This window comes from Gemmatimonadaceae bacterium (assembly GCA_020851035.1).
In the GTDB taxonomy this organism is placed as follows: Bacteria; Gemmatimonadota; Gemmatimonadetes; order Gemmatimonadales; family Gemmatimonadaceae; genus JACMLX01.
Genome location: JADZDM010000016.1, coordinates 1 through 22701, shown reverse-complemented (window position 1 = coordinate 22701; position 22701 = coordinate 1). Strand labels below are relative to the sequence as shown.

Sequence of the window (22701 nt, the reverse complement as noted above, 5' to 3'; positions counted from 1 at the left end):
GGTCCTGCAGGATGGCGACGATGGCCTGGTCGGTGAGCGGGTTCTTCGGATCCTCGCCTTCCACCAGCTTCTGGATCTGGTCCTTGATGCCGCGTGCCGAGACGTCCTCCCCTCCGGTGGTGCTGAGCCCCGAGGAGAAGAAGAACTTGAGCGGCAGCACGCCCCGCGGCGTCTGCACGAACTTCTCGTTGGTGACGCGGCTCACGGTCGACTCGTGCATCCCGATGACCTCGGCCACCTCGCGGAGGGTCAGCGGCTTGAGGTACTGGACGCCCTTCTCGAAGTAGTCGCGCTGCCGCTCGACGATGTAGTTCATGACCTTGAGCATGGTCTGGCGGCGCTGCTCGATCGCCTGGATCATCCAGTGCGCGGAATTCATCTTGTTGGCGATGAAGTCCTTGCTCTCGGCGTCGTACTTCTTCTTGTCGCGGGCGATGTCCTGGTAGGTGCGGCTGAGCTTCAGGCGCGGCAGGTTGCCGTCGTTGAGGTAGACGACGTAGCGGCCGTCCACCTTGTCGACGACGAGGTCGGGGATGATGTAGTGCTCGTTGTCCGGCGCGAACTTGAGGCCCGGCTTGGGGTCGAGCTTCGCGATCTGGTCGGCCACGTCCTGCACCTCCGACACCGGGATGCCGAAGCGCTTGGCGAGCTCGCTCCACCGGTGGCCGATCAGCTCGTCGAAGCCGTCACGCACGAGGGCGTAGGCCACACTGCCGGCCTTGTCCTCCATGGCCAGCTGGAGGAGGAGGCATTCGCGCAGGTTCCTCGCGCCGACGCCCGGCGGGTCGAGCTGCTGGATGATCGGCAGCATCGCCTCGACTTCCTCGATGGTGAACCAGGGCAGCTCGGCATCGTCGCGGCCGACGGCTTCTGCGGCCTTGCGGACGGCACTGTTGACGCCGGTGAGGATGTCGCCAAGCTCACAGCCGAGGTAGCCATCCTCGTTGATGTTGCCAACGAACTCATCCGCGAGGAATTCCTGCCGGGGATCGAGCTCGAGCATCTGGACCTGGTCGCGCAGGTGGTCCGTGAGGTCGCGCGCCATCACCGTCACCGGCTCGATGTACTCGCGCTCCTCGAATTCCTCCTTGCGGCCCCCGGTCTCGAAGCCGTCCTCGAGGATCTTCTGCCAGTCCATCTCATCGGTGTTGTCGGCCTTTTGCTCCTCCGGCGTCGCGACCTCGATGGCCTCCTCCCCTTCCGCGCTGTCCTCGTCTTCCGGGACGAGCTCCAGGAACGGGTTGATCAGCAGCTCCTGCTGCAAGTGCTGCTGCAGGTCGAGCAGGGGCATGTAGAGAAGGTCCATCGCCTGGTAGAGGCGTGGATTGACCTTCATCTCCTGCCGCATCGACGTGCTCTGGCTGAGCCCCGTCTTGTAGCCGCTCATCGCAGGCCTCCCGCTCGCGCCACGTCGCGCATGCCAGGCATCGTCACTGTTCTCCCAGCCGGATTTCGTCGCGGGCGAAGCGCTCACGAAGGCGCGCCGCCAGCGTGGGGCCGAGGTACAGCTCGGCGACCGTATCGTCGAAGACCAGTTCGCGCACGGTCCCCGACACCTTGACCTGGCCGTCGAACATGATGTAGGCCCGGTCCACGATGTCGAGCGTCTGCTCCACGTTGTGGTCCGAGATGAGGACGCCTATCCCGCGGTGACGCAACCCGGCCACGATGGTCTGGATGTCGTGCACGGCGATCGGATCGACGCCCGCGAAGGGCTCGTCCAGCATCATGAACTTGGGCTCGGTCACGAGGGCCCGGGTGATCTCGAGCCGCCGCCGCTCACCGCCGGACAGCGCATAGGCCTTGCTCTTCCGCAGATGCTTGATGCTGAGCTCGTCAAGAAGCCGCTCCAGCCGGGCCGCCTTCTCCGCCTTGTTGATCGGCAGGGTCTCGAGGATCGCGAGGATGTTCTCCTCCACGGTCAGCTTGCGGAAGATCGACGGTTCCTGCGAGAGGTAGCCGATGCCGTTGCGGGCACGCTTGTACATCGGCATCGACGTGATGTCGGCGCCATCGAGCAGGATCTGCCCGCTCTGCGGCTGGATCAGCCCGACGATCATGTAGAACGTCGTCGTCTTGCCGGCGCCGTTCGGGCCGAGGAGCCCGACGATCTCGCCCTGGCGCAGGTGCAGCGCCACGTCGTTGACCACGCTGCGCTTCTTGTAGGTCTTGACCAGCGACTTCGCCTCGAGCCGGCTCGTCAGCTTCGACTGGGTGACCGGCGTGAACGCCGGCACGCGGCCCGTCTGCACGCGGACGACCTCGGTGGTGCGCCGCTTGAACTCGGCGGTCACCTTCTCGCGGCGATCCTTGACCTGCGCCCAGACGCCGCCGAGGATCTGGATCCTCGCCCCCGGCGCCTCGACCCCGCCCGCCGGCAGCGCGATCACGTCATCGGCGCGCAGCCGTGGCAGGAGCGTGTCCTTCAGGTGCGCACGCACCTGGTCCAGGCTCAGCGTCTCGGCCGCCCGGTCGGCATCCCGGCCACTCGCGCGTTCGAGCAGCAGGTAGTCCTCGCGGTAGATCCGGGCCACCTCGCCGAAGCGCGCGAAGCCGGCGTCATCGGCGGCTGCGATGAGTGCATGCATGGCCATCACTGGCCCGCGGTCGTGTGGGGCGAAATGCTCCACGATCGCGCGCAGTCGCGGCGGCAGTTCGTCGTCGGGCGGGCCGGAGGTCGGCGTATCGATCACGGGCGGCCCTGGCTCGAGCGTGGTGGCACCACCGGCGGCCGGCTCGCCGGCCGGGTGGCGGGAGCCGTCGGTGCAGGCGGTTGCGCCGGCGCGGGTGGCGACGCGCTGTCGGCGGGGGCACGCGGCACGGTGAGCGAGTCCCGGATCGGCTCGAGATAGACGCCGACGGCATGCTCATCGATCTGGACGCGGGACACCCCGCCGGAATCCATCACGACACTGATGCGATCGCCGCGCGAATAGTTGATGCCCGGCCGCTCGGGTGTGCCACCCTCGGCAGCGACCTGATAGCGCGCGCTCGCCCGGCCGATCGCCTGCATCTCCCGCAGCTGTGGCTTGCGCGCGGAATCCGCGGTCGGTGCCGGGGCGGCGCCGGCCGCGCGCGCCGGCGCGGTCCGCGCGGTGGAGTCGAAGAAGGCCAGGATCGTGTCTCCCTTCAGCCAGTCCTTCTCGCCGGATCGGACGGTGGCGGTGTCGGGCATCGTGGTCGCGACGGCATGGCGGAAGGCCCGCACCTCGCGCAGCTGCTGGTCGGGCATCCGCACGGCCATGGAGTCGGCGATGAGGTCGCGGTCGGGTGACACGGCGCGCGCGCGGGAAGCGCCCCAGATGAAGGCGGCCTGCGCCCGGTTCCGGTCCACACGCAGGTCGATCGTGTCCGACGTGAGCAGGAGGTCCTCGCTGGTCACCCGCGCCTCGGCCTGCGCCAGCACGCGCTGCACCACGCGGTTGCGGGTGTAGAGCTCCACCTGCCGGCCGCGCAGCGTGTAGCCACGCTCGCCCTTGCCGATGATCACCGGCTTGATCATGAGGCGCGCCAGCTCGTGCCCGCTGTCGAGGAAGGCCGAGTCACTGCGCGCATCGAGGTCACTGCGCGTGATCTCCACCTGGCCGCCGGCGTAGACGAGCGAATCGTTGTCGGTCGTGATCTGGTTGGCGGTCACCTGCACCGGCTCCGTGCTCTTCCCCACCGAGTCGCGTTGCGAAAGCCACAGCCGTGGACGCTGCACCGCCTCCAGCCGTGCCGCCGGCCGCAGGCCGCGCACCGCGCGGAAGTACGTCGCCTGCGGTCCGCGCATCACCGAGCCGCTCGGCAGCGTCGCCTCCACGCTGCCGGTGGCGAGCAGGCGCTCGTCCGCCTGGAAGTAGGTCATCAGGTCGCTGCTCACGCGTGCGCGCGGCTCGCTGTACCGGACGTTCCCGATCAGGTAGAGCACCTGCGCCTGCTGGTACCACTCGGCGCTGTCAGCCAGGAGGCGCACGTCCTGGTTGATGCACTTCGCGAGCACCCGACCGCCGACGAAGACGTTGCGCGGCCCATTCGGCGTGGAGGCGGTGGTGGTGAGGCGCAGGGAATCATTGGCCGGCGTGAGCTCGATGTTGCAGCGGCCGCCGGGTGCCTGCGCGCGCAGCGACGGCGCGAGTGCCGGCGCCAGCAGCAGCGCCACGCCGATGGTCCGCGCGATGGCGGCGCCGCGGATCACTGCTTCACCTTGGTGGCGGTGGGAGCCGCAGCGGCCGGCGACGGCGTGCGGGCTGCGGAGTCCGACTGGAACGTCGGCGCAGCACCCGGGCCCGAGGGCAGCACGATGCGGACGCCGGTGCCACGCGAGAGCTGGCGCACCTTGACGTTCAGCATCTGCGGGTCGCTCTCGAAGCCGATGCCCTCGAGCCGCCGCTCCCCTTCCACCAGCACGAACGGGCTGTCCGAGACGATCGTGTTGCGGAACTGCTCGAAGCGCACCATGGGGGAGGTGAGCCGCTTGCCGTCGGCGCCGATGATGACGACGTTCTGGCGCGCCTCCATGACGTTGGCGCGCGTGTTGTAGGTGCCGCGCCTCGAGGTGAGCACGCCGCTGCGGCTGCCGTCCTTGTTGAAGAACGTGGTGTTCACCATCCGCAGCTCGAACCGCGTGTTCTCGTCGAAGAAGTAGCCGGTGTCGGCCTTCAGCTCGGCGCGCTGCACGCCGCGGTCGGTGAGGATCATGTTCATCCCGAACATCACCTGGTCGGCGGAATCGGCGGTGGTGGCCACGCGCGCCGGCGCAGCGCCGGTCGGCTTCTGGCAGCCGGCCAGCACTGCCAGTGCCAGGACACCGCCGCACGCCACGCGCCGCATCATGCCACCCCCGCGCGCAGCAGGTCGTGCAGGTGCACGATGCCGGCGAGCCGGTCGTCCGGGCCCAGCACCGGCATCGCCATGATGCCGAAGCGCTCCATGCGGAAGACCACGCCGCTGGCCAGTTCGTCCGACCGCGCGGTGCGCGGCGTGCGCGTCATGACGTCGGCCACGGGCACCGCGAAGGGGTCGCCGCTCCGCTCGAGCAGGCGGGCAAGGTCGCCTGCCGTCACCACGCCGCTCACCGCGCCGTCACCGGTGCTGAGCACCACGAGGCCGCGACGCTCGGCGAGGGGGAGGATGGCTTCACGCATGGTGGCTGTTACCGGCAACACCGGAAGATGTTCGTCCTCCATCACCTCGGCCACGGTGGTGAGCAGCTTCCTGCCGAGCGCGCCGCCGGGATGCAGCCGCGCGAAATCCTCGCGCCGGAAGCCCTTGTGCTCGAGCAGCGCGACGGCGAGCGCATCACCCAGCGCCAGCGCTGCCGTCGTGCTGGTGGTGGGTGCCAGGTCGTGCGGGCAGGCCTCCTCCAGCACACCGGCATCGAGCACCGCATCGGCGGCACGCCCGAGCGTGGAGCGCACGTCGCCGGTGATCGCGATGACGCCGACGCCGAGTCGCTTCAGCTCCTGCAGGAGCGGCAGCATCTCCGACGTCTCGCCGCTCTTCGACAGCAGGATCGCGACGTCCTCCGGGCCCACGATGCCGAGGTCGCCGTGGACACTCTCCACCGGGTGCAGGAACGTTGCCGGCGTGCCGGTGGAGGTCAGCGTCGCCGCGATCTTCCGGCCGATCAGCCCCGACTTGCCGACGCCGGCCACGATCACGCGTCCGCGTGACTTCGCGATCAGCAGCACGGCATGGGCGAAGCGCGCATCCAGCCGCGACTCGACGGCCGCGATGGCCTCCCGCTCGAGTCGCAGCACGCGGAGGCCGCGGGCGACGAGGTCGGTCTCCGTCACGCGACCTCCGCCTCGACCCGCGCACTGTCCGCGACGTAGTCCGCCACGAGGCGATCCCACTCGCCGCGCGCCCGCAGCAGCAGCTCGGCGAACTCGCGCACCGCGCCACGGCCACCCTCGCGGGTGAGCTGCAGGGTGGCCACCGCGCTGACCTCGGCCACCGCATTCCGTGGCGCCACGCCCAGCCCCACCTGCTGCATCACCGCGATGTCGGCAAGGTCGTCGCCCATGAAGGCGATGTCCCCGAGCGGGATGCCGTGCGCGGTGGCGATGGCCTGGAGCTCCGGCACCTTGCGGAGCCCCTTCCCCTGCCGCACCAGCGTCACGCCGAGTTCCGCGGCACGCAGCGTGGTCGCCTCGGAGTGGCGCGCGGAGATGAACGCCACGACGATCCCCGCCCGGCGCAGCATCACGATGCCGAGTCCGTCCTGGATGTCGAAGCGCTTCAGCTCGAGGCGCTCGCCCGTCGCGCCCCCGGTGCCGGCGCCGATGTAGACGCCATTGTCGGTGAGCGTGCCGTCCACGTCGAAGGCCACGAGGGCGATGCGGCGCGCGAGTGCGGGATCGATCATCGGCGCGCCAGTGCCCAGGACTCGAGGGCGCGGTCGATGAGTGCGGGCAAGTCGCGCAACGGCACCATGTTCGGGCCGTCGCTCGGCGCATGGTCGGGATCGGGGTGCGTCTCGATGAAGAGGCCCTGCGCGCCGGCCGCGAGCGCCGCGAACAGCAGCGGTGGGATGAACTCGCGCAGGCCGCCGCTGGCGCCGCCGTTCCCGCGGCCCGGCTGCTGCACGCTGTGCGTGGCATCATAGATCACCGGCACGCCGGTCGCCTCGCGCATCCGCGGGAAGTTGCGCATGTCCACGACGAGGTCACCGTAGCCGAAGAAGGTGCCGCGCTCGGTGACGGCGAGTGGTGCAGCCGCGCCATGCGGCGACACCGCGCGCACCTTGCTGACGGCGCCCGTCATCCCCTCGGGCTGCAGCCACTGCCCCTTCTTGATGTTCACCGGGCGACCGGTGCGGCCCGCGGCCTCGAGCAGGTCGGTCTGCCGGCAGAGGAAGGCGGGGACCTGAAGCACGTCGCAGACCTCGGCCGCCGGCGCGCACTGCTCCGGCAGGTGCACGTCGGTGAGGACCGGCAGGCCGGTCTCGCGACGCACGGTGGCGAGCGCCTCGAGGCCGCGGTCGAGGCCGAGGCCCCGCGTGGCGCCGGCGTTCGAGCGGTTCGCCTTGTCGAAGCTCGCCTTGAAGATCACGCCGCCGGGCACGCGCTCGGCCACGCGCGCCAGCACCTCGGCGACGCGCAGGTTCAGCGCGTCATCCTCAGCCTGGCAGGGGCCGGCGATCAGGAAGAGCCGATCAGGTGGGAACAGAATTGCGTCGTGCATGATCCTCAGTTGCCGGAGACCGCCGCCGAGGCCTCGCCGCTGTCGACGCCCCGCGCGCGCTGCTCGCGCAGCGAGGCGCCGATGAAGCCGGCGAACAGCGCATGGGGGCGGGTCGGACGCGACTGCAGCTCGGGGTGGAACTGGCAGCCCACGAACCACGGGTGGTCGGCGAGCTCGATGATCTCGACCAGCGACCCGTCGGGCGAGAGGCCGCTCAGCACCATGCCCTTCTCGGTGAAGAGGTCGCGGTACTGGTTGCTCACCTCGTACCGGTGCCGGTGCCGTTCGCTGACCTCGGCGGCGCCGTAGGCGGTGGCCGCGCGCGACCCGGGCTGCAGCACGCACGGGTAGGCTCCCAGCCGCATCGTGCCACCCATGTCCTTCACGCCCTGCTGCGACTCGAGCAAGGAGATCACGCGATGCTCGCACTCGGGTGCGAACTCCGACGAGTGGCTCTCCGGCAGGCCGGCGACGTGGCGCGCGAACTCGATGATCGCGACCTGCATGCCGAGGCAGATGCCGAAGAACGGGATCCGGAGCTCGCGGGCGGCACGGATGGCCTCGACCATGCCCTCCACGCCGCGCACGCCGAAGCCGCCCGGCACCAGCAGCCCGTCGTACTCCGAGAGCAGGGCCCGCGCCGTCTCGTGGTCCGTGAAGCGGTCGCTCGAGAGCCAGGCGATGTCGACGCCCGCATCGTGCGCGATGCCGCCGTGGATGAGCGACTCCTGCACGCTCTTGTAGCTGTCCACGAAGTCGGTGTACTTGCCCACGACCGCGATGCGCACGCGCTGCGCCGGCTTCGTGATCCGGCGCACGATCTCGCGCCACTGGCCGAGGTCCGGGTCCGCCGCCTCCGGCAGGCCGAGGCGCGCCATGACACGGGCATCGAAGCCCTGCTCGCGGAACGACAGGGGAATCTGGTAGATCGTCGGCACGTCGCGGCTCTCGATCACGTTGCCGAAGTCGACGTTGCAGAAGAGCGCGATCTTCCGCTTGGTGTCGTCGCCGAGGGGGCGCTCGGTGCGGCAGATGAGGAAGTCGGGCTGGATGCCGATCTCCATCAGCTCGCGCACGGAGTGCTGGGTGGGCTTGGTCTTCACCTCGCCCGCGGCCGCGATGTACGGCACGAGGGTGAGGTGCACGAACATCGCGTTCGCCTTCCCCACCTCGGTGCGGAACTGGCGGATGGCCTCGAGGAACGGCAGCGACTCGATGTCGCCGACCGTGCCGCCGATCTCGCAGATCACGACGTCGTTGTCCGGCGCGATGCGCTTGATGGCGCCCTTGATCTCGTCGGTGATGTGCGGGATCACCTGCACCGTGGAGCCGAGGTACTCGCCGCGGCGTTCCTTGTTGATGACGTTCGAGTAGATGCGGCCGGTGGTGATGTTGTTGGCCTGGCTCAGCGACCGGTCGAGGAACCGCTCGTAGTGCCCGAGGTCGAGGTCCGTCTCGGCGCCATCCTTGGTGACGAACACCTCGCCGTGCTGGAACGGCGACATGGTCCCGGGATCGACGTTCAGGTACGGGTCGAACTTCATCATCGTGACGCGCAACCCGCGCGCCACCAGCAGCCGCCCCAGCGACGCCGCCGCAATGCCCTTGCCCAGCGAGGAGACGACACCGCCGGTCACGAAGATGAACTTGGTGGGCTGCTGCGGTTGTGCGAGCGCGCTCATGCGGGGCTCCGTACGGCGTGAATGGAATCCCAGTGCGCATTGGCGCGCACCAGGTCGTCCTCGGTGTCGATGCCACCGACGGGCACCGGCGCGGCGCTCGCCACCCCGATCGGGATGCCGGCCGCGAGCGGGCGCAGTTGTTCGAGTCGCTCGACCTGCTCGAGCGGGTGCAGCGGGAGCGCCACCCAGCGCCGGAGCGCATCGCGGGTGTAGGCGTAGATGCCAAGGTGCTGGCGGACGAGCGGGGCGAGCACGCTGGCGTCCGAGGCATCGCGCAGGAACGGGATCGGGGCGCGCGAGAAGTAGAGCGCCCGGCCGTCGTCCGCGCAGACGACCTTCACGCAGTCCGGGCGCCCGAGGGCATCCGGCGCCACGGGCACGGCGGCGGTCCCGATGGGCGCCGCACCGCTCACGACGACCTGAACCGCACCACGAACAGCGAGCTCGTCAATGAAGGGCTCGTCGCCCTGAATATTGAGGATCACGTCGGCGTCGGCGAATTCCGGCCGTGCCGCGACCTCGGCCACCCGATCGGTGCCGGACGCATGGTCGGCGCGGGTCAGAACCGCGGTGCCGCCGGCTCGCTCGATGATCTCCACGATCTCGGCATCATCGGTGGCGACGACCGTACGCTGGGCGACGTCGAGACCGACGACACGCTCCCAGACACGCACGACGAGAGGAGACCCACCCAGCAACCGCAACGGCTTGTCATGCAGCCGCGTCGCGCCACGTCGGGCAGGAATGATCGCGAGTACCCTCACGCGAGACCCCTCGTCGGATCGCTAGCGGCAAGAATCATTCCAGTAACGTAGACCCTTCAACCGCAATGGCAATGGCAGCGACGAGCGCGAGACATACCTGCTGCATTCGCCTTCGGGGACGACCGATCAGGCGCGCGGAACGGATGGGTTCGCCGAGCCGGCGCGGGCCAGCGCCAGGAAGTTGCGCAGCAGCGCCTTGCCCTCCTGCGTCAGCACCGATTCCGGGTGGAACTGGACACCCCAGACCGGATGGTGGCGGTGTCGAAGCGCGTGGATCTCCGTCGCCGAGTCGGTGGCGCGGGCCGTGACCTCGAGGGTGGCCGGCAGCGTGGCCGGCTCCACCACCAGCGAGTGGTACCGCATCACCCGCAGCGGCGACGGCAGGCCCGCGAACAGGTCCGTGCCGTCATGCACGAGATCGGACGTCTTCCCATGCATGACCCGGTCGGCGCGCACCACACGGCCACCATACGCCTCGCCGATCGCCTGGTGGCCGAGGCAGACGCCGAGGATGGGGATCGACGCCCCCCATCGCTGGATCACCGGCACCGTGATGCCGGCCTCGGCCGGCGTGCAGGGGCCGGGTGAGAGGATGATCGCCTCGGGCTGCAGCGCGCCGACCTCGTCCACCGTCAGCGCGTCGTTCCGCCGCACGTCGGGCACCTCACCCATCTCGCCGAAGTACTGCACGAGGTTCCAGGTGAACGAGTCGTAGTTGTCGATGACGAGGATCATGCGCGCGGATGGAACTGGCGGTGGACCTGCTGGAGGTAGCTCCGGTCCACGTGCGTGTAGAGCTGGGTGGTGGCGATGTCGGCGTGGCCGAGCATGTCCTGCACGGCCCGGAGGTCGGCGCCGCCCTCCAACAGATGCGTCGCGAAGGAATGGCGCAAGGTGTGCGGCGTGACATGGGTCGTGATCCCCGCCGCGTCGACGTACTTCCGCAGCAGCTTCCACGCGCCCATGCGCGAGAGCGGGCCGCCGCGCGCATTGACGAAGAGCGTGGCGGTGGGCGCTCCGTGCACCAGCGATGGCCGCAGCTCGCGCATGTAGATCGCCACTGCCGTCAGCGCGCGACGCCCGATCGGCACCAGCCGCTGCTTGTTGCCCTTCCCGGTCACGCGCACGATGCGCTCGTCGATGTGCACGTCGCCGATGCCGAGCGAGATCCACTCGCTCACGCGCAGCCCTGCCCCGTACGCCACCTCGAGCAGGGCGCGGTCCCGGAACGCCAGGCGCTCGTCCAGCGAGATCGCGCCGATGATCCGGTCCACCTCATCCGGCGAGAGCACGTCCGGCAGCGTGCGCCACTTCTTCGGTGTCTCGAGCTGTCCGCTCGGGTCGTGCGTGATGTAGGACTCGCCCACGAGGAACTTGTAGAAGCCGCGCACCGCACTCACCATCCGGCTCACCGACGCCGGCGCCAGGCCCAGGTCCACGAGATGGTGGATGAAGCCCCGGAGCATGCGGGCGTCGATCTGGTCCGGGGGTGGTCCACCCTTCGTCTCGAGGTACTCGTGGAGGCGGTGGAGGTCTCCGGAGTACGCCTCGATCGTGCGCGGCGACGAGCCCTGTTCCAGCGTGAGGGCGTCGAGCCACGCGTCCGCGTACCGCAGCGGGTGCTGGGTGGCCGTCATGGCCGGCCCGCGGCGCGGCGACGCCACCAGATCACGGCCACGGCGACCGCCACGATGGCCACGGCGATGAGGCCCGAGGTGCGCGTGGCCCGGCCGATGAGTGCCTGTAGCTGGTCCACGTTCTGCCCGAACCGGAAGCCGAGCCAGGCGATGGTGCCGTACCAGATCGCGGACGCCACCGCCATCACCGGCAGCGCCTGTGCCAGCGGGATGCGCAAGGCACCGGCGAACGGCGGCACGATAGCGCGCACGCCCGGCAGGAACCGGCTCACGAAGAGCGCCCAGATGCCATACCGCGCATACAGCGCCGCCACCCGCGCCTCGGCGTCGGCGCCGCCCAGGCGCTTCATCAGCGCTCCGCTGCCGTAGCGACGGCCCACCAGGTACATGCCGACGGCGCCGAGCAGGTTGCCGGCCCAGATCGAGACTGCGGCACCCACCAGCGAGCCACTGCCGCGCGCCGCAAGGAAGCTGCCGACGCCGACGACCGTGTCAGCCGGCAGCGGCGGAAAGACGTTCTCGGCGGCCGCGGTGACCGCCAGCGCGAGGTACAGCGCCAGCGGCGGGAGCGACGCCAGCCACTGCAGCAATGCCTCCACGCCGGCTCAGTTCGCGGTGCGGACCGGGATGAGCGTCGCCACGGCCATGCACGCGAGCCCTTCGCCGCGGCCGACCCACCCCATCCCCTCGTTGGTCTTCGCCTTCACGCTCACACTCTCACCCGGCAGGCCCAGCGCGTGCGCCAGCGACGCCCGCATCGCATCCCGGTAGGGCAGCAGCTTGGGGCGCTCCACGATCACCGTCACGTCGACCTGGGCCACGCGCCAGCCGCGCTGTTCGGCGCTCGCGCACGCCAGGCGCAGCATCTCGATCGAGTTGCGGCCGCGGTTCGCCGGATCGGTGTCGGGGAACAGCTCGCCGATGTCCCCCGCGCCGGCAGCGCCGAGCACGGCATCGGTGAGGGCATGGCAGACCGCATCGGCGTCGGAGTGCCCGACGAGCTTGATGTCACCCGGGATCTCGATCCCGCCGAGCACCATCGGCCCGCCGATGCCGAAGCGGTGCGAGTCATATCCGATGCCGGTGCGGACCGGGAGCGCCGGCGTGAACGCCGGCGGGAACGTGACGTCGAGGATCTCGATGCCGGACAGCGGATCCGGGGCGCCGGGCTGGCGGAGCACCCCACGTGCCTCGGGAAAGACACCCCAGAGGAGCGGCGGGGTCACCCCGGATGCCGCCAGCAGCCTGCCGGCCCAGGTGCGCTGGTCCTGCGCCGCGGCCATCAGCATGTCGGCGTCGGAGATGTCGTTCGCCCCGCACTGCTCCGAGATGCGCCCTGCGCGCTCGAGCAACAGTTCGGGGGCCTCGTCGACCTCCGGCGGCAGCGCGCCGGTGCGGGCAAGGTGGATGTCGCGGCGCGCATCGAGTTGCAGCGCCGCCGGGTTCACGCCCAGCAGCCGCAGCGCCGCCATCGAGCCGTCCGCTGCCGGCTCGAGCAGGCCGAGGAGCAGGTGCAGCGAGGTGAGCACGGGATCACCGACGCGCTCCATCTCGACCATCGCGAAGTCGATGGCCTTGCGGGCGGAGGGCTGGAACCGGACGGGCGGCATGAGCGGGAGTGTCGGGGACGATGACGGACGGCGGTGGTGTGGCGCGGTCAGGCGGCGGCAGCGGCTTCTGGCGCGGTCGGCAGCAGTGAGTAGTCCTGCCGCCGCCGCGAGGCGGTGAAGCCCGCGTCGTGGATGAGGCGCTCGAGCTCGGCCGTGGTGGTGCTGTAGGTGGTGTTCGCGGCCGAGACGACGTTCTCCTCGATCATCAGCGAGCCGAAGTCGTTGCAGCCGAATCGGAGGGCCATCTGGCCCACCTTCATCCCCATCGTGACCCAGCTGCTCTGCAGGTTCGGCACGTTGTCGAGCACGATGCGGCTGATGGCGACGGTGCGCAGGTACTCGGTGGCGTCGGTCTTCTGCATGTGCGAGAACTCCGGGGTGTTCTCCGGCTGCAGCGGCCAGGTGATGAAGGCGGTGAAGCCGCCGGTGCGGGCCTGCAGTGCGCGCACGCGCTCGAGGTGCTCGAGGCGCTCGGCGAGCGTCTCGCCCAGGCCGTACATCATCGTCACCGAGGTCTTCATGCCCTCCTGGTGGGCGATCTCCATCATGTCGAGCCAGCGATCCGCCCCCGCCTTCTTCGGTGCCGCGTAGTCCCGCACGCGCTGCACGAGGATCTCGCCGCCGCCGCCGGGAATCGAGTCGAGGCCAGCCGACTTGAGCTCGCGGATCACGTCACGCGGTTCCATGCGGAAGAGCGTGGCGAAGAAGTCCACCTCGCTCGGGCTGAAGCCGTGCACATGGATCGGGTGGTTCCGCTTGATATAGCGCAGGAGGTCGAGGTACCACTCGAACGGGATGTAGGGGTTGTGCCCGCCCTGGATGAGGATCTGGACGCCGCCGAGCGCCTTCGTCTCCTCGATCTTCAGGCCGATCTCCTCGAACGAGAGCGTGTAGCCCTCGTGGTGCTTCGGGCGCCGGTAGAAGGCGCAGAACCCGCAGTCGGCCACACAGACGTTCGTGTAGTTGATGTTGCGGTCGACGATGTACGTGACCACGCCCTCGGGGTGCAGGCGCTCGCGGATCCGGTCGGCCTCGAGGCCGAGGTCGAGCAGCGGGGCGTTGGTGTAGAAGTCGAGGAGATCGCGCATGGGGCCCTCAGGCCGCAGAGAGAAAGACGAGCGGACGCGCCGGCACGCGACCGATGGCATCGAGGCGGCGATAGAACTCGGTCAGGCCCCGCAGGTGCGGGAGGGACAGCCGGTAGTCGAGGCCCGCGAAGTACGCGAGGCAGGTGTCCCGCGGGACGCCGGTGGTGACGGCGGCCTGCTCCGCCAGCACCGGGAGGTGCGCGACGCCCCAGTCACGGGACTCGATCAGCGCCGCGTGCACGGCCAGCGCCGCGGCCACCGGAACGGTCCGCTGCGCGACCCAGACGGCGAACACGAACGGCAGCCCCGTCCACTCCTTCCACTCGAGGCCCAGGTCCACATGGAACGGGTACGCGCGGCTGGCGGGGTGGGTGCCCGACGAGAGCAGCAGCGCCGCGTCACCGATCACCAGCCGCGCCTCGTGCTCCTCGGCGCCGAAGTGGGCAAAGTCCGCGCTCTCGGCATCGGAGGGCACCAGCACCGGCTCCACGCCCCAGCGCTCGCGGAAGAGGAGTGCGAGCAGCTCCACCGACGTCATGCTGCTCCGCGACACGAGCACGGTGCGGCCGCCGAGGTCCGACACCGGGCGCTTGCTGAAGAGCATCACGCTGCGCACCGGCCCGTCGCTGGTGATCGCGAGGTCGGGCAGCAGCAGGTAGCGCTCGGCGTGCATCGCGTACTCCACGGCGCTGATGACGCTGACGTCGATCGAGCCGTCGTACATCATCGCGTTCAGCGCGGTCGGCACCCCGTCCACCATCGTGGCGTCGAGCGGCACGAGCCCGCGATCGACGGCGCCGTACACCGGGTAGGTGTTGATGTACTGGATGCGGCCGACGCGCAGCATCTCAGGCCGCCGCGCCGATGGCGTCCGTCGCGGCGGGCTCGAACGTGCGCAGCACGCGGTAGAACGAGTCCCGCTCCGCCGGCTGCTTTCCGGCGCCGCGGATCAGCCGCAGCAGCTCCTCCAGCGACATGCCCTGCTGGGTCTGCGCCCCGACGGCGTGATAGATCTTCTCCCGCACCACGGTCCCCTCGATGTCGTTGACGCCGAACGCCAGCGAGACCTGGGTGAGCGACGGCGACACCATGATCCAGTGCGACTTGATGTGTGCGATGTTGTCCAGGAAAAGCCGGCCGACGGCGAGGTTGCGCAGGTCGTCGAACCCGGTGGTGCCGCTGCCCTGCCGGCCGAGCGTGGCGCCCAGCTCGTTGTCGTCCGGGTGGTAGGCGAGCGGGATGAAGGCGAGGAAGCCGCCGGTCTCATCCTGGAGGGCCCGGAGCATCGCCAGGTGCTCGACGCGGTCCTCGGTCGACTCGATGTGCCCGTACAGCATCGTGCAGTTCGTGCGGATCCCGAGCTGGTGCGCCGCGCGGTGCACCCCGATGTAGTCCGCGCCACCCAGCTTCTTGTCGGCGATGACGTCGCGCACGGCGGCGCTGAACGTCTCGGCACCGCCGCCGGGCATGGTGTCCAGCCCGGCCTCGCGCAGCGCCACCAGCACCTCGGTCCACGACCGCTTCTCGATCCGTGCGATGTGCGCGATCTCGACCGCCGTGAGTGCCTTGATGTGCACCTGCGGATGTGCCGCCTTGAGCGCGCGGAACATCGTGGTGTAGTACTCCAGCCCGGCCTGCATGTCGAGCCCGCCGACGATGTGGAACTCGCGGGTCATGCTGTCGGTGGCCTGGGCCGCCTCCCCGAGCACCTGCTCGAGCGAATAGCGGTATGCGCCCTCCTCCTTCGGCAGCCGTGCGTAGCCGCAGAAGACGCAGGTCTTCCGCAGCACGCAGATGTTGGTCGGGTTGATGTGCTGGTTGGACGCGAACGTGACCACGTCGCCGTGGCGCGCGCGGTTGGCCGCGTCCGCCAGGTGGCCGAGGCCGAGCAGGTCGGGCGTCCGGTACAGCGTGATGGCATCCGCGCCCGTCAGTCGCTCGCCGCGGCGCACCTTCTCCGCGATCGGGACCAGCGCGGGATCGCGCAAGCGGTCGGGGGAGACTGCGGGCACGGCCATCATGCAGGAACTACTCCTGGAATCGTCGGACCGCGATGGACACGTTGTGGCCACCGAAACCCGAACTGTTGCTCACCGCCACCTCGACCGGGCGTACCGTCGCCGTGTTCGGCGTCACGTCCAGGTCGCACTCGGGATCGGGGGTGGTGTAGTTGATCGTCGGCGGGATGATGCCGTCGCGGATGGCCAGGGTGCAGGCAATGAACTCCACCGCCCCGGCCGCGCCAAGCATGTGCCCGGTGGCCGACTTCGTCGAGCTCACGCTCAGCGCATCGGCATGGGCACCGAAGACGGCCCGGATCGCCCGGCACTCATTTGAATCGTTGAGCGGCGTGGAAGTTCCGTGGGCGTTGATGTACTGCACGTCGGCGGTGGTCAGCCCCGCATCCTTCAGCGCCAGCTTCATCGAGCGCTGGAGGCCCTCGTGGGCATCCGGCTGGCCGGTGAGGCTGTGGGCGTCGCCGGTGGCACCGTAGCCCACCACCTCGCCATAGATGTGCGCCCCGCGGCGCCTCGCATGCTCGAGCTCCTCGAGCAACACCACGCCGGCCCCCTCGCCGAGCACGAAGCCGTCGCGGGTGGCGTCGAACGGGCGCGACGCGTGCATGAAGTCGTCGTTGTTGCTGGAGAGCGCCCCCATGCTGGCGAAGCCACCCACCGACATCGGTGTCACCGCCGCCTCCGACCCGCCCGCGAGCATCAGGTCGGCGTCGCCGTACATGATCGTGCGCATCGACATGCCGATCGCGTGGGCGCTGGTGGCACACGCCGAGACGGTGGCGAAGTTCGGGCCGCGGCAGTTGAACTGCATCGACACCACGCCGGCGGCGATGTCGACGATGTACATCGGGACGAAGAACGGCGAGATGCGCTTCGGGCCGGCGGTCACGTAGTTCGTGTGCTGGTCCTCCATCGTCTTCAGGCCGCCGATGCCGCTGCCGATGATCACGCCGCAGCGGTCGGGATCGAAGCCGCCCTCGGCGAGGCCGGCGTCGCGCATCGCCTGCACCGAGGCCGCCACCGCGTACTGGGTGTAGAGGTCCGCGCGCTTCGCCTCCTTGCGGTCCATGTACTGCGAGACGTCGAACGCCTTCACCTCGTTCGCGAACCGGGTGGAGAACTTCTCGGCGTCGAAGCGCGTGATCGGCCCCCCGCCGCTCCTGCCGGCGCGGAGCGCCTCCCAGGTCGTCGCCACGTCGTTGCCGACGGCCGTGAGGCACCCGAGCCCGGTGACGACGACCCGACGAGACCTCATCAGCCCTGCACCTTGGAATTCAGGTAGCCGAGCGCATCACCGACCGTGCGGAGCTTCTCGGCATCCTCGTCCGGGATGTCGATGTCGAATTCCTTCTCGAACTCCATCACGAGCTCGACGATGTCCAGGCTGTCCGCCCCGAGATCCTCGATGAAGCTCGCCTCGTTCGTGAGCTTGTCGCGCTCGACGCCGAGTTCGCGCTCGATGATGGTCTTCACCTTCTCCGTATGGTCCGCCATTTCCGCTCCGTGCGCTGGTTGATGCGTGGGTGGGTCAGTCGGGGCCGGTGCGCGGCCCGTGGGTCGAACGTTACATCACCATGCCGCCATCCACCACGAGCACCTGCCCGGTGATGTAGGCGGCATGGTCCGAGGCCAGGAACGCCACCGCCGACGCGATGTCGGCGGGGCTGCCCAGCCGCTCCAGCGGAATCTGCCCCTCGAGGGCCTTCCGCTGGTCGTCGCCGAGCGCCGCCGTCATGTCGGTGGCGATGAAGCCCGGGGCGACGGCGTTGCAGAGGATGTTGCGCGAGGCCAGCTCCTTGGCGACCGACTTCGTGAGCCCGATCAGCCCCGCCTTGCTGGCGGCATAGTTGGCCTGCCCGCGGTTGCCGATCACGCCCACGACGCTGCTGATGTTGATGATCCGCCCGCTGCGCCGCTTCATCATGCCGCGCGAGGCCGCGCGGATGCTCGCGAACGCGCCGCGCAGGTTGGCATCGAGCACCGCGTCCCAGTCCTCGTCCTTGAGGCGCATGATGACGTTGTCCTTCGTGAGGCCGGCGTTGTTCACGAGGATGTCGAGGGTGCCGAAGGCGGCCTCCACATCGGCCACGAGCGCGGTCACCTGCGCCACCTCGCTCACGTCGCAGGCGAACCCGCGGGCGCCGTGCCCGATCTCCGCGGCGGCGGCCTCGGCGCGCGGCAGGTCGCGGCCGACGACGGCCACGCGCGCCCCGGCGCCGGCGAGGGTCTCGGCGATCGCACGCCCGATGCCGCGCGTGCTCCCCGTGACGAGGGCCACCTTCCCGCTCAAGTCGATCTGCATCAGGCTGCCTGTGGCGAAAGGATGGCGTCGAGGTGCGCGGCGGTCCCGGCGGGCAGCACGACGGACTCGGGAGAGATCTTACGGATGAGTCCGCTGAGGACGTGGCCCGGACCGAGCTCGATGAAGGTGATCCCCGGAAAGTCCTCGACGATGTTCCGGATCGTCTCGGTCCAGCGGACCGGCGACGTCAGCTGCGCGCCGAGGAGCCGGCGCGATTGCTTCGCGATCATCACCTGCCGGCCGGTCACGTTCGCATACACCGGGACGGTGGCGTTGTGCATCGGCGCGCCCGCCAGTGCCGCGTCCCAGCCCGGCCGCGCGGCGTCCATCAGCGGCGAGTGGAACGCCCCGCTCACGTGCAGGCGCATGCACTTCCGCGCGCCATGCTCCTTCGCCAGCTCGATCAGGCGCTCCACGCCGGCCACCTCACCCGAGACCACCACCTGGCCGGGTGAGTTGAAGTTCGCCGGCACCACGGCGCCGGCCTCGCGCGAGGCCTGCTCGCAGAGTTCGCGCACCCGCACGTCGATGTCGCCGAGGATCGCGGCCATCGCCCCGGGGCGCTCGACGCCGGCGGCCTGCATCAGCTCACCGCGCGTGCGCACGAGCTGCACGGCGGTCTCGAAGTCGAGGGTGCCGGCCGCCACGTGCGCCGTGAACTCGCCCAGCGAGTGCCCCGCCGCGCAGCAGACGCGGGCGCCGAGGTGCGCGGTGAGGATGCGCCACACCGCCACGCCGTGCGTCAGCAGCGCCGGCTGGGCGTTGTGCGTCTCCATCAGGGTCTCGGCCGGGCCCTCGAAGCAGAGCGTCGAGAGCGGGAACCCGAGCGCGGCGTCGGCGACGCGGAAGGTCTCCGCTGCCACCGGGAAGGCGGCCACGAGGTCCTGCGCCATGCCCGGCTTCTGCGAGCCCTGGCCGGGAAATACGAGTGCGTACTCGGTCACAGGCGCACCACCATGGATCCCCAGGTGAAGCCGGCGCCGAAGGCGCAGAGGAGCACGGTGTCTCCGGAGCGCACGCGGCCGGCGCTGATGGCCTCGTCGAGCGCGATGCCGATCGAGGCGGACGAGGTGTTGCCGAACCGGTTCACGTTCACGTAGACCTTGTCCATCGGGACGTTCGCGTGCTTCGCGGTGGCCTCGATGATGCGCACGTTCGCCTGGTGCGGGATGAGCAGGTCGATGTCCTTGCCCGTGAGCCGCGCGCCGTCGAGGGCGCGGTCGCAGGCCTCGGCCATCGACCGCACGGCGTGGCGGAACACCTCGCGCCCGGCCATCTGCACGTACGACGAACGATCCTCGAGCACGGGGAGGCTGAACGGCTGCCGCGCCCCGCCACTGGGACGCCAGAGCAGTTCGGCGAGCTGGCCGTCGCTGCGGAGGAAGGCGGAGAGGATGCCGCGCTTCCCGTCGCTGCGCCGCACGATCGCGGCGCCGGCGCCGTCGCCGAAGAGCACCGCGGTGCTGCGGTCCTGCCAGTCCACGATCGCGCTCATCTTCTCGGAGCCGACCACCAGGGCCGTCTCGATCGTGCCGGCCGCGATCAGCCCCTCCGCCACGGTGAGCCCGTAGAGCCACCCGCTGCACGCCGCCGAGAGGTCGAAGGCGGCGGCGCGGGTGGCGCCGAGGGCCGCCTGCACATCCACGGCGGTGGCGGGGAGCAGGCGGTCCGGCGTGGCGGTGGAGAGGATGATCGCGTCGATCTCGGCGGCGGTGATGCCCGCCTTCTGCATCGCCTTCCGGGCGGCGTCGGCGGCCATGCTGCAGGTGGACTCGCCATCGCGCGCGATGTGGCGTTGCACGATGCCGGAGCGCTCGACGATCCACTCGTGCGAGGTCTCGATGCCCATGGCGGCGAAGTCATGGTTGGTCATGACGTGCCGCGGGACGCTGTAGCCCGTGCCGGTGAGTGCCGCAATGGGTCGCTTCATGGCCTCAATTCCCGACCGGGCGCCGGTGCACCGTGTGGACGGTGTGCCGGCGCTGCATGTCGTCAGGCCGCGGACGCCGCCACGGCGAGGCGGCGTCCGATGTGCTCGGACATGCGCGACTCGACCGCCCGGACGGCGACTTTGACGGCGTTCTTGATGGCACGCGGCGACGACTTGCCGTGCGCGATGATGCTCACGCCCTGCACCCCAAGCAGCGGTGCCCCGCCATAGTTGGAGTAGTCCAGGTGCGCGAGGCCCTTGAGCAGTTCCTTCGGGTCGGCGCCGGCCGCTCGGGCGGTCATGCTGATCAGGATCGGCGCCAGGCCCTCGTAGAACTTCAGGATGACGTTGCCGGTGAAGCCGTCGCAGACGACGACGTCGAACGGGCCGTGGTCGCAGCGTCCGGCCGCCACGTCGCGTCCCTCGACGTTGCCGACGAAGTGCATCCCCGAGGCGGCGATCAGCTTGTTCGCCTCCTTGACGGCGGCATTCCCCTTCTCCGGCTCCTCCCCGATGCTCAGCAGGCCGACGGCGGGATTCTCGCGGCCGAGGATGTCCTCGGCGTAGACCAGTCCGAGCCGGGCGAAGTGCACCAGCTCCTCCGGGCTGCAATCCACGTTGGCGCCGCTGTCGAGCACGACGAGGGTGTGCAACTCGGTGGGGAAGATCGTGCCGATGGCGGGGCGCTTCAGCTCACCGTGCAGCTTGAGGAGCTTGACGGACGCGGCCATCTGGGCGCCGGTGTTGCCGGCGCTGACGAACGCATCGGCCAGCCCGTCGGCGTGGCGCTGCAGGCCGACGGCCATGGACGAGTCCGGGCGGCGCAAGACAGCCGTGGGCTTGTCGGCCATGCCGATGACCTCGGGGGCATCGATGATCTCGATGCGCGCGCGATGGGGCGCGCAGGCTGCGTACTCGCCGGCGAGGGCCGCGTCGAGCGCGGCGGACACCTCGGCGGCGCGGCCGATCAGCTGGATGCGGTGTTCAGGCGCGAGATCGGCGAGTGCGAGGAGCGCGCCACCCACCGGTGCGTGGGGGGCGAAGTCGCCTCCCATCGCATCCAGGGCGATCCGGGCCAAGGGTCAGCCTTCCCGGGCCGCGATCCGCTGCTCACCGCCGTAGTACCCGCATTCGTCGCACACGCGGTGCGGCCGCTTCATGCTGGAGCACTGGGGGCACTTCTGGATGACGATCCGCGGCGCAACCTTGTGGGTGTTGCGGAGACGCTTGCGCTGCTTGGATGTCCTGCGCTTCGGTACGGCCATGGGTCACTTCCCGGTATAAGACGAATCAGGACTCGGCTGTGCGCTCACGGAGCGCGTCCCAGCGTGCGTCACCGTTGGCGGCACACGTGCAGGGCGTCGTGTTGCGGTCGACACCGCAGGTCGGACACAGGCCTTTGCAATCATCACGGCACAACACGAAGGACGGGACTGCAAGGATCCATCCTTCGCGGACTGCCGGACGCAGATCGATGCTGCGTGACTTGCTGTCCAGCAGGAACACATCAGGGTCATCGTCCAGCCCGTCCTCGTCCGACTCGACGAACAGACACTGGATCGCATCGCCTGCCCTCACCAGCACCTCCGTGAGGCACCGGGTGCATTCACCAACCGCCGACCCCTCGAACTCGCCGGTGAAGTAGTACCGCCCTTCCCCGGCGCGCGAGAGACGACCCTGTACCGTCACCGGCGAACTGGGCCGGGTCGCGACGTCAGTCCAGACGAGATCAGCGGGATCGATCGCCCCGTCAACCTGTACGGCCTGCCCTTCGAGACTCCGGAGATCCACTGACAGCATAGCCACGGAAAATAGACGAGCCGGGGGCAGCGATCAAGTGCCCACGGCTCCGTCACTTAGCTCACCTGCTGCCCCGGCGTGGCGCGGGGCGCCGGATCAGGCCAGGCCGGGGAAGTAGAAGGCGGCCTCGACTGCGGCATTCTCATCCGAGTCCGACGCGTGGATGGCGTTCCGCCCCTTGGACTCCGCGAAGAGCTTCCGGACCGTGCCTTCGGCGGCCTCGGCCGGATCGGTGGAGCCGATCGCGGCGCGCAGGGCGGCCACGGCGTCGCCCTTCTCGAGGACCATCGGCATGCAGGGGCCCGAGGTCATGAAATCCACCAGCTCGCCGAAGAAGCCGCGGTCCTTGTGGACTTCGTAGAACTTGCCGGCCTCTTCCTTCGTCAGGTGCATCACCCGAGCGGCCTTGAGGACGAAGCCCTGGGCCTCCAGGTGCGCGAGAATCTTGCCAGCCTTGCCGGCGCCGAAGGCGTCGGGCTTGATGATCGTGAGGGTGCGGTTTCCGGCCATGCCGAGCTCCAGTGTGGTTCAGGCGCGTGTGCGCCGGTTGCAGACGGACGACGCGCCCGGTCACCAGGGTGACCGGGCGCGTCGGGAAGATAACTGCCCGGGGCTAGAGCCGCGCCCGGACCAGCTCGACGAAGTCCATCGGGCGCCGGGCGATGCCCATGCCGGCCTTCTCGAACGCTTCCAGCTTCTCGGC

26 protein-coding genes are annotated in these 22701 nt (G+C 69.8%); all 26 read right to left on the bottom strand.

From position 1 onward, the window contains the following. The coding region (gene rpoN / locus IT355_11240) for an RNA polymerase factor sigma-54 (GenBank protein MCC7053832.1) at positions 1-1387 on the bottom strand (1387 nt) is incomplete at its 3' end. A 43-nt stretch (positions 1388-1430) separates the two neighbouring features. Next, on the bottom strand, positions 1431-2237 hold the full coding sequence (gene lptB, locus IT355_11235; protein MCC7053831.1) for an LPS export ABC transporter ATP-binding protein: 807 nt from the start codon (positions 2235-2237) through the stop codon (positions 1431-1433). A 452-nt stretch (positions 2238-2689) separates the two neighbouring features. Then, positions 2690-4177 carry a hypothetical protein gene (locus tag IT355_11230; GenBank protein ID MCC7053830.1) on the bottom strand — a complete coding sequence of 496 codons (1488 nt, stop codon included), beginning with the start codon at positions 4175-4177 and terminating at the stop codon, positions 2690-2692. Next, positions 4174-4815, bottom strand: a complete 642-nt coding sequence (lptC, locus tag IT355_11225) for an LPS export ABC transporter periplasmic protein LptC (protein ID MCC7053829.1) — start codon at positions 4813-4815, stop codon at positions 4174-4176. The genes IT355_11230 and lptC overlap by 4 nt, the downstream gene beginning before the upstream one ends. Then, on the bottom strand, positions 4812-5777 hold the full coding sequence (locus IT355_11220; protein ID MCC7053828.1) for a KpsF/GutQ family sugar-phosphate isomerase: 966 nt from the start codon (positions 5775-5777) through the stop codon (positions 4812-4814). Before IT355_11220 ends, lptC begins: the two co-directional genes overlap by 4 nt. Beyond that, positions 5774-6349 (bottom strand): HAD hydrolase family protein, encoded by a 576-nt coding sequence (locus IT355_11215; GenBank protein ID MCC7053827.1) that lies wholly within the window; start codon positions 6347-6349, stop codon positions 5774-5776. Before IT355_11215 ends, IT355_11220 begins: the two co-directional genes overlap by 4 nt. Then, positions 6346-7167 carry a 3-deoxy-8-phosphooctulonate synthase gene (kdsA, locus tag IT355_11210; protein ID MCC7053826.1) on the bottom strand — a complete coding sequence of 274 codons (822 nt, stop codon included), beginning with the start codon at positions 7165-7167 and terminating at the stop codon, positions 6346-6348. The genes IT355_11215 and kdsA overlap by 4 nt, the downstream gene beginning before the upstream one ends. Positions 7168-7172: 5 nt before the next feature. After that, on the bottom strand, positions 7173-8849 hold the full coding sequence (locus IT355_11205; GenBank protein ID MCC7053825.1) for a CTP synthase: 1677 nt from the start codon (positions 8847-8849) through the stop codon (positions 7173-7175). Further along, positions 8846-9613 carry a 3-deoxy-manno-octulosonate cytidylyltransferase gene (kdsB, locus tag IT355_11200; protein ID MCC7053824.1) on the bottom strand — a complete coding sequence of 256 codons (768 nt, stop codon included), beginning with the start codon at positions 9611-9613 and terminating at the stop codon, positions 8846-8848. The genes IT355_11205 and kdsB overlap by 4 nt, the downstream gene beginning before the upstream one ends. A gap of 126 nt (positions 9614-9739) precedes the next feature. Beyond that, entirely contained in the window at positions 9740-10348 is a 609-nt protein-coding gene (locus IT355_11195) for an aminodeoxychorismate/anthranilate synthase component II (protein MCC7053823.1), read from the bottom strand. Next, the gene (gene xerD / locus IT355_11190; protein MCC7053822.1) at positions 10345-11250 is read right to left on the bottom strand and encodes a site-specific tyrosine recombinase XerD; all 906 of its coding nucleotides are present in this window, start codon (positions 11248-11250) and stop codon (positions 10345-10347) included. Before xerD ends, IT355_11195 begins: the two co-directional genes overlap by 4 nt. Continuing rightward, positions 11247-11849 (bottom strand): DedA family protein, encoded by a 603-nt coding sequence (locus IT355_11185; protein ID MCC7053821.1) that lies wholly within the window; start codon positions 11847-11849, stop codon positions 11247-11249. The genes xerD and IT355_11185 overlap by 4 nt, the downstream gene beginning before the upstream one ends. A 6-nt stretch (positions 11850-11855) precedes the next feature. After that, positions 11856-12533, bottom strand: a complete 678-nt coding sequence (gene ispF / locus IT355_11180; GenBank protein ID MCC7053820.1) for a 2-C-methyl-D-erythritol 2,4-cyclodiphosphate synthase — start codon at positions 12531-12533, stop codon at positions 11856-11858. 374 nt (positions 12534-12907) lie between these two features. Continuing rightward, positions 12908-13948, bottom strand: a complete 1041-nt coding sequence (gene mqnC / locus IT355_11175; GenBank protein MCC7053819.1) for a dehypoxanthine futalosine cyclase — start codon at positions 13946-13948, stop codon at positions 12908-12910. Positions 13949-13955: 7 nt separating this feature from the next. Further along, positions 13956-14795: a menaquinone biosynthesis protein gene (locus IT355_11170; protein MCC7053818.1), complete on the bottom strand. Its 840-nt coding sequence runs from the start codon at positions 14793-14795 to the stop codon at positions 13956-13958. 1 nt (position 14796) lies between these two features. Continuing rightward, positions 14797-15969 carry an aminofutalosine synthase MqnE gene (gene mqnE / locus IT355_11165; GenBank protein ID MCC7053817.1) on the bottom strand — a complete coding sequence of 391 codons (1173 nt, stop codon included), beginning with the start codon at positions 15967-15969 and terminating at the stop codon, positions 14797-14799. 7 nt (positions 15970-15976) lie between these two features. Then, positions 15977-17221, bottom strand: coding sequence for a beta-ketoacyl-ACP synthase II (fabF, locus tag IT355_11160; GenBank protein MCC7053816.1), 1245 nt, complete (start codon positions 17219-17221; stop codon positions 15977-15979). Then, positions 17221-17460: an acyl carrier protein gene (locus IT355_11155; protein MCC7053815.1), complete on the bottom strand. Its 240-nt coding sequence runs from the start codon at positions 17458-17460 to the stop codon at positions 17221-17223. Before IT355_11155 ends, fabF begins: the two co-directional genes overlap by 1 nt. A gap of 70 nt (positions 17461-17530) precedes the next feature. Then, the gene (gene fabG, locus IT355_11150) at positions 17531-18262 is read right to left on the bottom strand and encodes a 3-oxoacyl-[acyl-carrier-protein] reductase (GenBank protein MCC7053814.1); all 732 of its coding nucleotides are present in this window, start codon (positions 18260-18262) and stop codon (positions 17531-17533) included. A gap of 5 nt (positions 18263-18267) precedes the next feature. Next, on the bottom strand, positions 18268-19212 hold the full coding sequence (fabD, locus tag IT355_11145; GenBank protein MCC7053813.1) for an ACP S-malonyltransferase: 945 nt from the start codon (positions 19210-19212) through the stop codon (positions 18268-18270). Continuing rightward, a complete protein-coding gene (locus IT355_11140) occupies positions 19209-20198 on the bottom strand; it encodes a ketoacyl-ACP synthase III (protein ID MCC7053812.1) in 990 nt (329 codons plus the stop codon). Before IT355_11140 ends, fabD begins: the two co-directional genes overlap by 4 nt. Before the next feature lie 62 nt (positions 20199-20260). Then, positions 20261-21277, bottom strand: a complete 1017-nt coding sequence (gene plsX / locus IT355_11135) for a phosphate acyltransferase PlsX (protein MCC7053811.1) — start codon at positions 21275-21277, stop codon at positions 20261-20263. 3 nt (positions 21278-21280) lie between these two features. Next, on the bottom strand, positions 21281-21463 hold the full coding sequence (rpmF, locus tag IT355_11130) for a 50S ribosomal protein L32 (GenBank protein ID MCC7053810.1): 183 nt from the start codon (positions 21461-21463) through the stop codon (positions 21281-21283). A gap of 25 nt (positions 21464-21488) precedes the next feature. Continuing rightward, complete coding sequence (locus IT355_11125) at positions 21489-22004, bottom strand: DUF177 domain-containing protein (protein MCC7053809.1); 516 nt, start codon at positions 22002-22004, stop codon at positions 21489-21491. Between the two features lie 90 nt (positions 22005-22094). Next, complete coding sequence (gene ndk, locus IT355_11120) at positions 22095-22508, bottom strand: nucleoside-diphosphate kinase (GenBank protein ID MCC7053808.1); 414 nt, start codon at positions 22506-22508, stop codon at positions 22095-22097. A gap of 103 nt (positions 22509-22611) precedes the next feature. Further along, positions 22612-22701: succinate--CoA ligase subunit alpha (locus IT355_11115; GenBank protein ID MCC7053807.1), on the bottom strand; the 90-nt coding region annotated here is incomplete at its 5' end.

Coding starts and splice junctions, on each gene's coding strand:
- lptC (MCC7053829.1), bottom strand. CDS start 4,815: ATGATGCGGCGCGTGGCGTGCGGCGGTGTCCTGGCACTGGCAGTGCTG.
- IT355_11215 (MCC7053827.1), bottom strand. CDS start 6,349: ATGATCGATCCCGCACTCGCGCGCCGCATCGCCCTCGTGGCCTTCGAC.
- kdsA (MCC7053826.1), bottom strand. CDS start 7,167: ATGCACGACGCAATTCTGTTCCCACCTGATCGGCTCTTCCTGATCGCC.
- IT355_11205 (MCC7053825.1), bottom strand. CDS start 8,849: ATGAGCGCGCTCGCACAACCGCAGCAGCCCACCAAGTTCATCTTCGTG.
- IT355_11195 (MCC7053823.1), bottom strand. CDS start 10,348: ATGATCCTCGTCATCGACAACTACGACTCGTTCACCTGGAACCTCGTG.
- xerD (MCC7053822.1), bottom strand. CDS start 11,250: ATGACGGCCACCCAGCACCCGCTGCGGTACGCGGACGCGTGGCTCGAC.
- ispF (MCC7053820.1), bottom strand. CDS start 12,533: ATGGCCGCGGCGCAGGACCAGCGCACCTGGGCCGGCAGGCTGCTGGCG.
- mqnC (MCC7053819.1), bottom strand. CDS start 13,948: ATGCGCGATCTCCTCGACTTCTACACCAACGCCCCGCTGCTCGACCTC.
- IT355_11170 (MCC7053818.1), bottom strand. CDS start 14,795: ATGCTGCGCGTCGGCCGCATCCAGTACATCAACACCTACCCGGTGTAC.
- mqnE (MCC7053817.1), bottom strand. CDS start 15,969: ATGATGGCCGTGCCCGCAGTCTCCCCCGACCGCTTGCGCGATCCCGCG.
- fabF (MCC7053816.1), bottom strand. CDS start 17,221: ATGAGGTCTCGTCGGGTCGTCGTCACCGGGCTCGGGTGCCTCACGGCC.
- IT355_11155 (MCC7053815.1), bottom strand. CDS start 17,460: ATGGCGGACCATACGGAGAAGGTGAAGACCATCATCGAGCGCGAACTC.
- IT355_11140 (MCC7053812.1), bottom strand. CDS start 20,198: ATGAAGCGACCCATTGCGGCACTCACCGGCACGGGCTACAGCGTCCCG.
- rpmF (MCC7053810.1), bottom strand. CDS start 21,463: ATGGCCGTACCGAAGCGCAGGACATCCAAGCAGCGCAAGCGTCTCCGC.
- ndk (MCC7053808.1), bottom strand. CDS start 22,508: ATGGCCGGAAACCGCACCCTCACGATCATCAAGCCCGACGCCTTCGGC.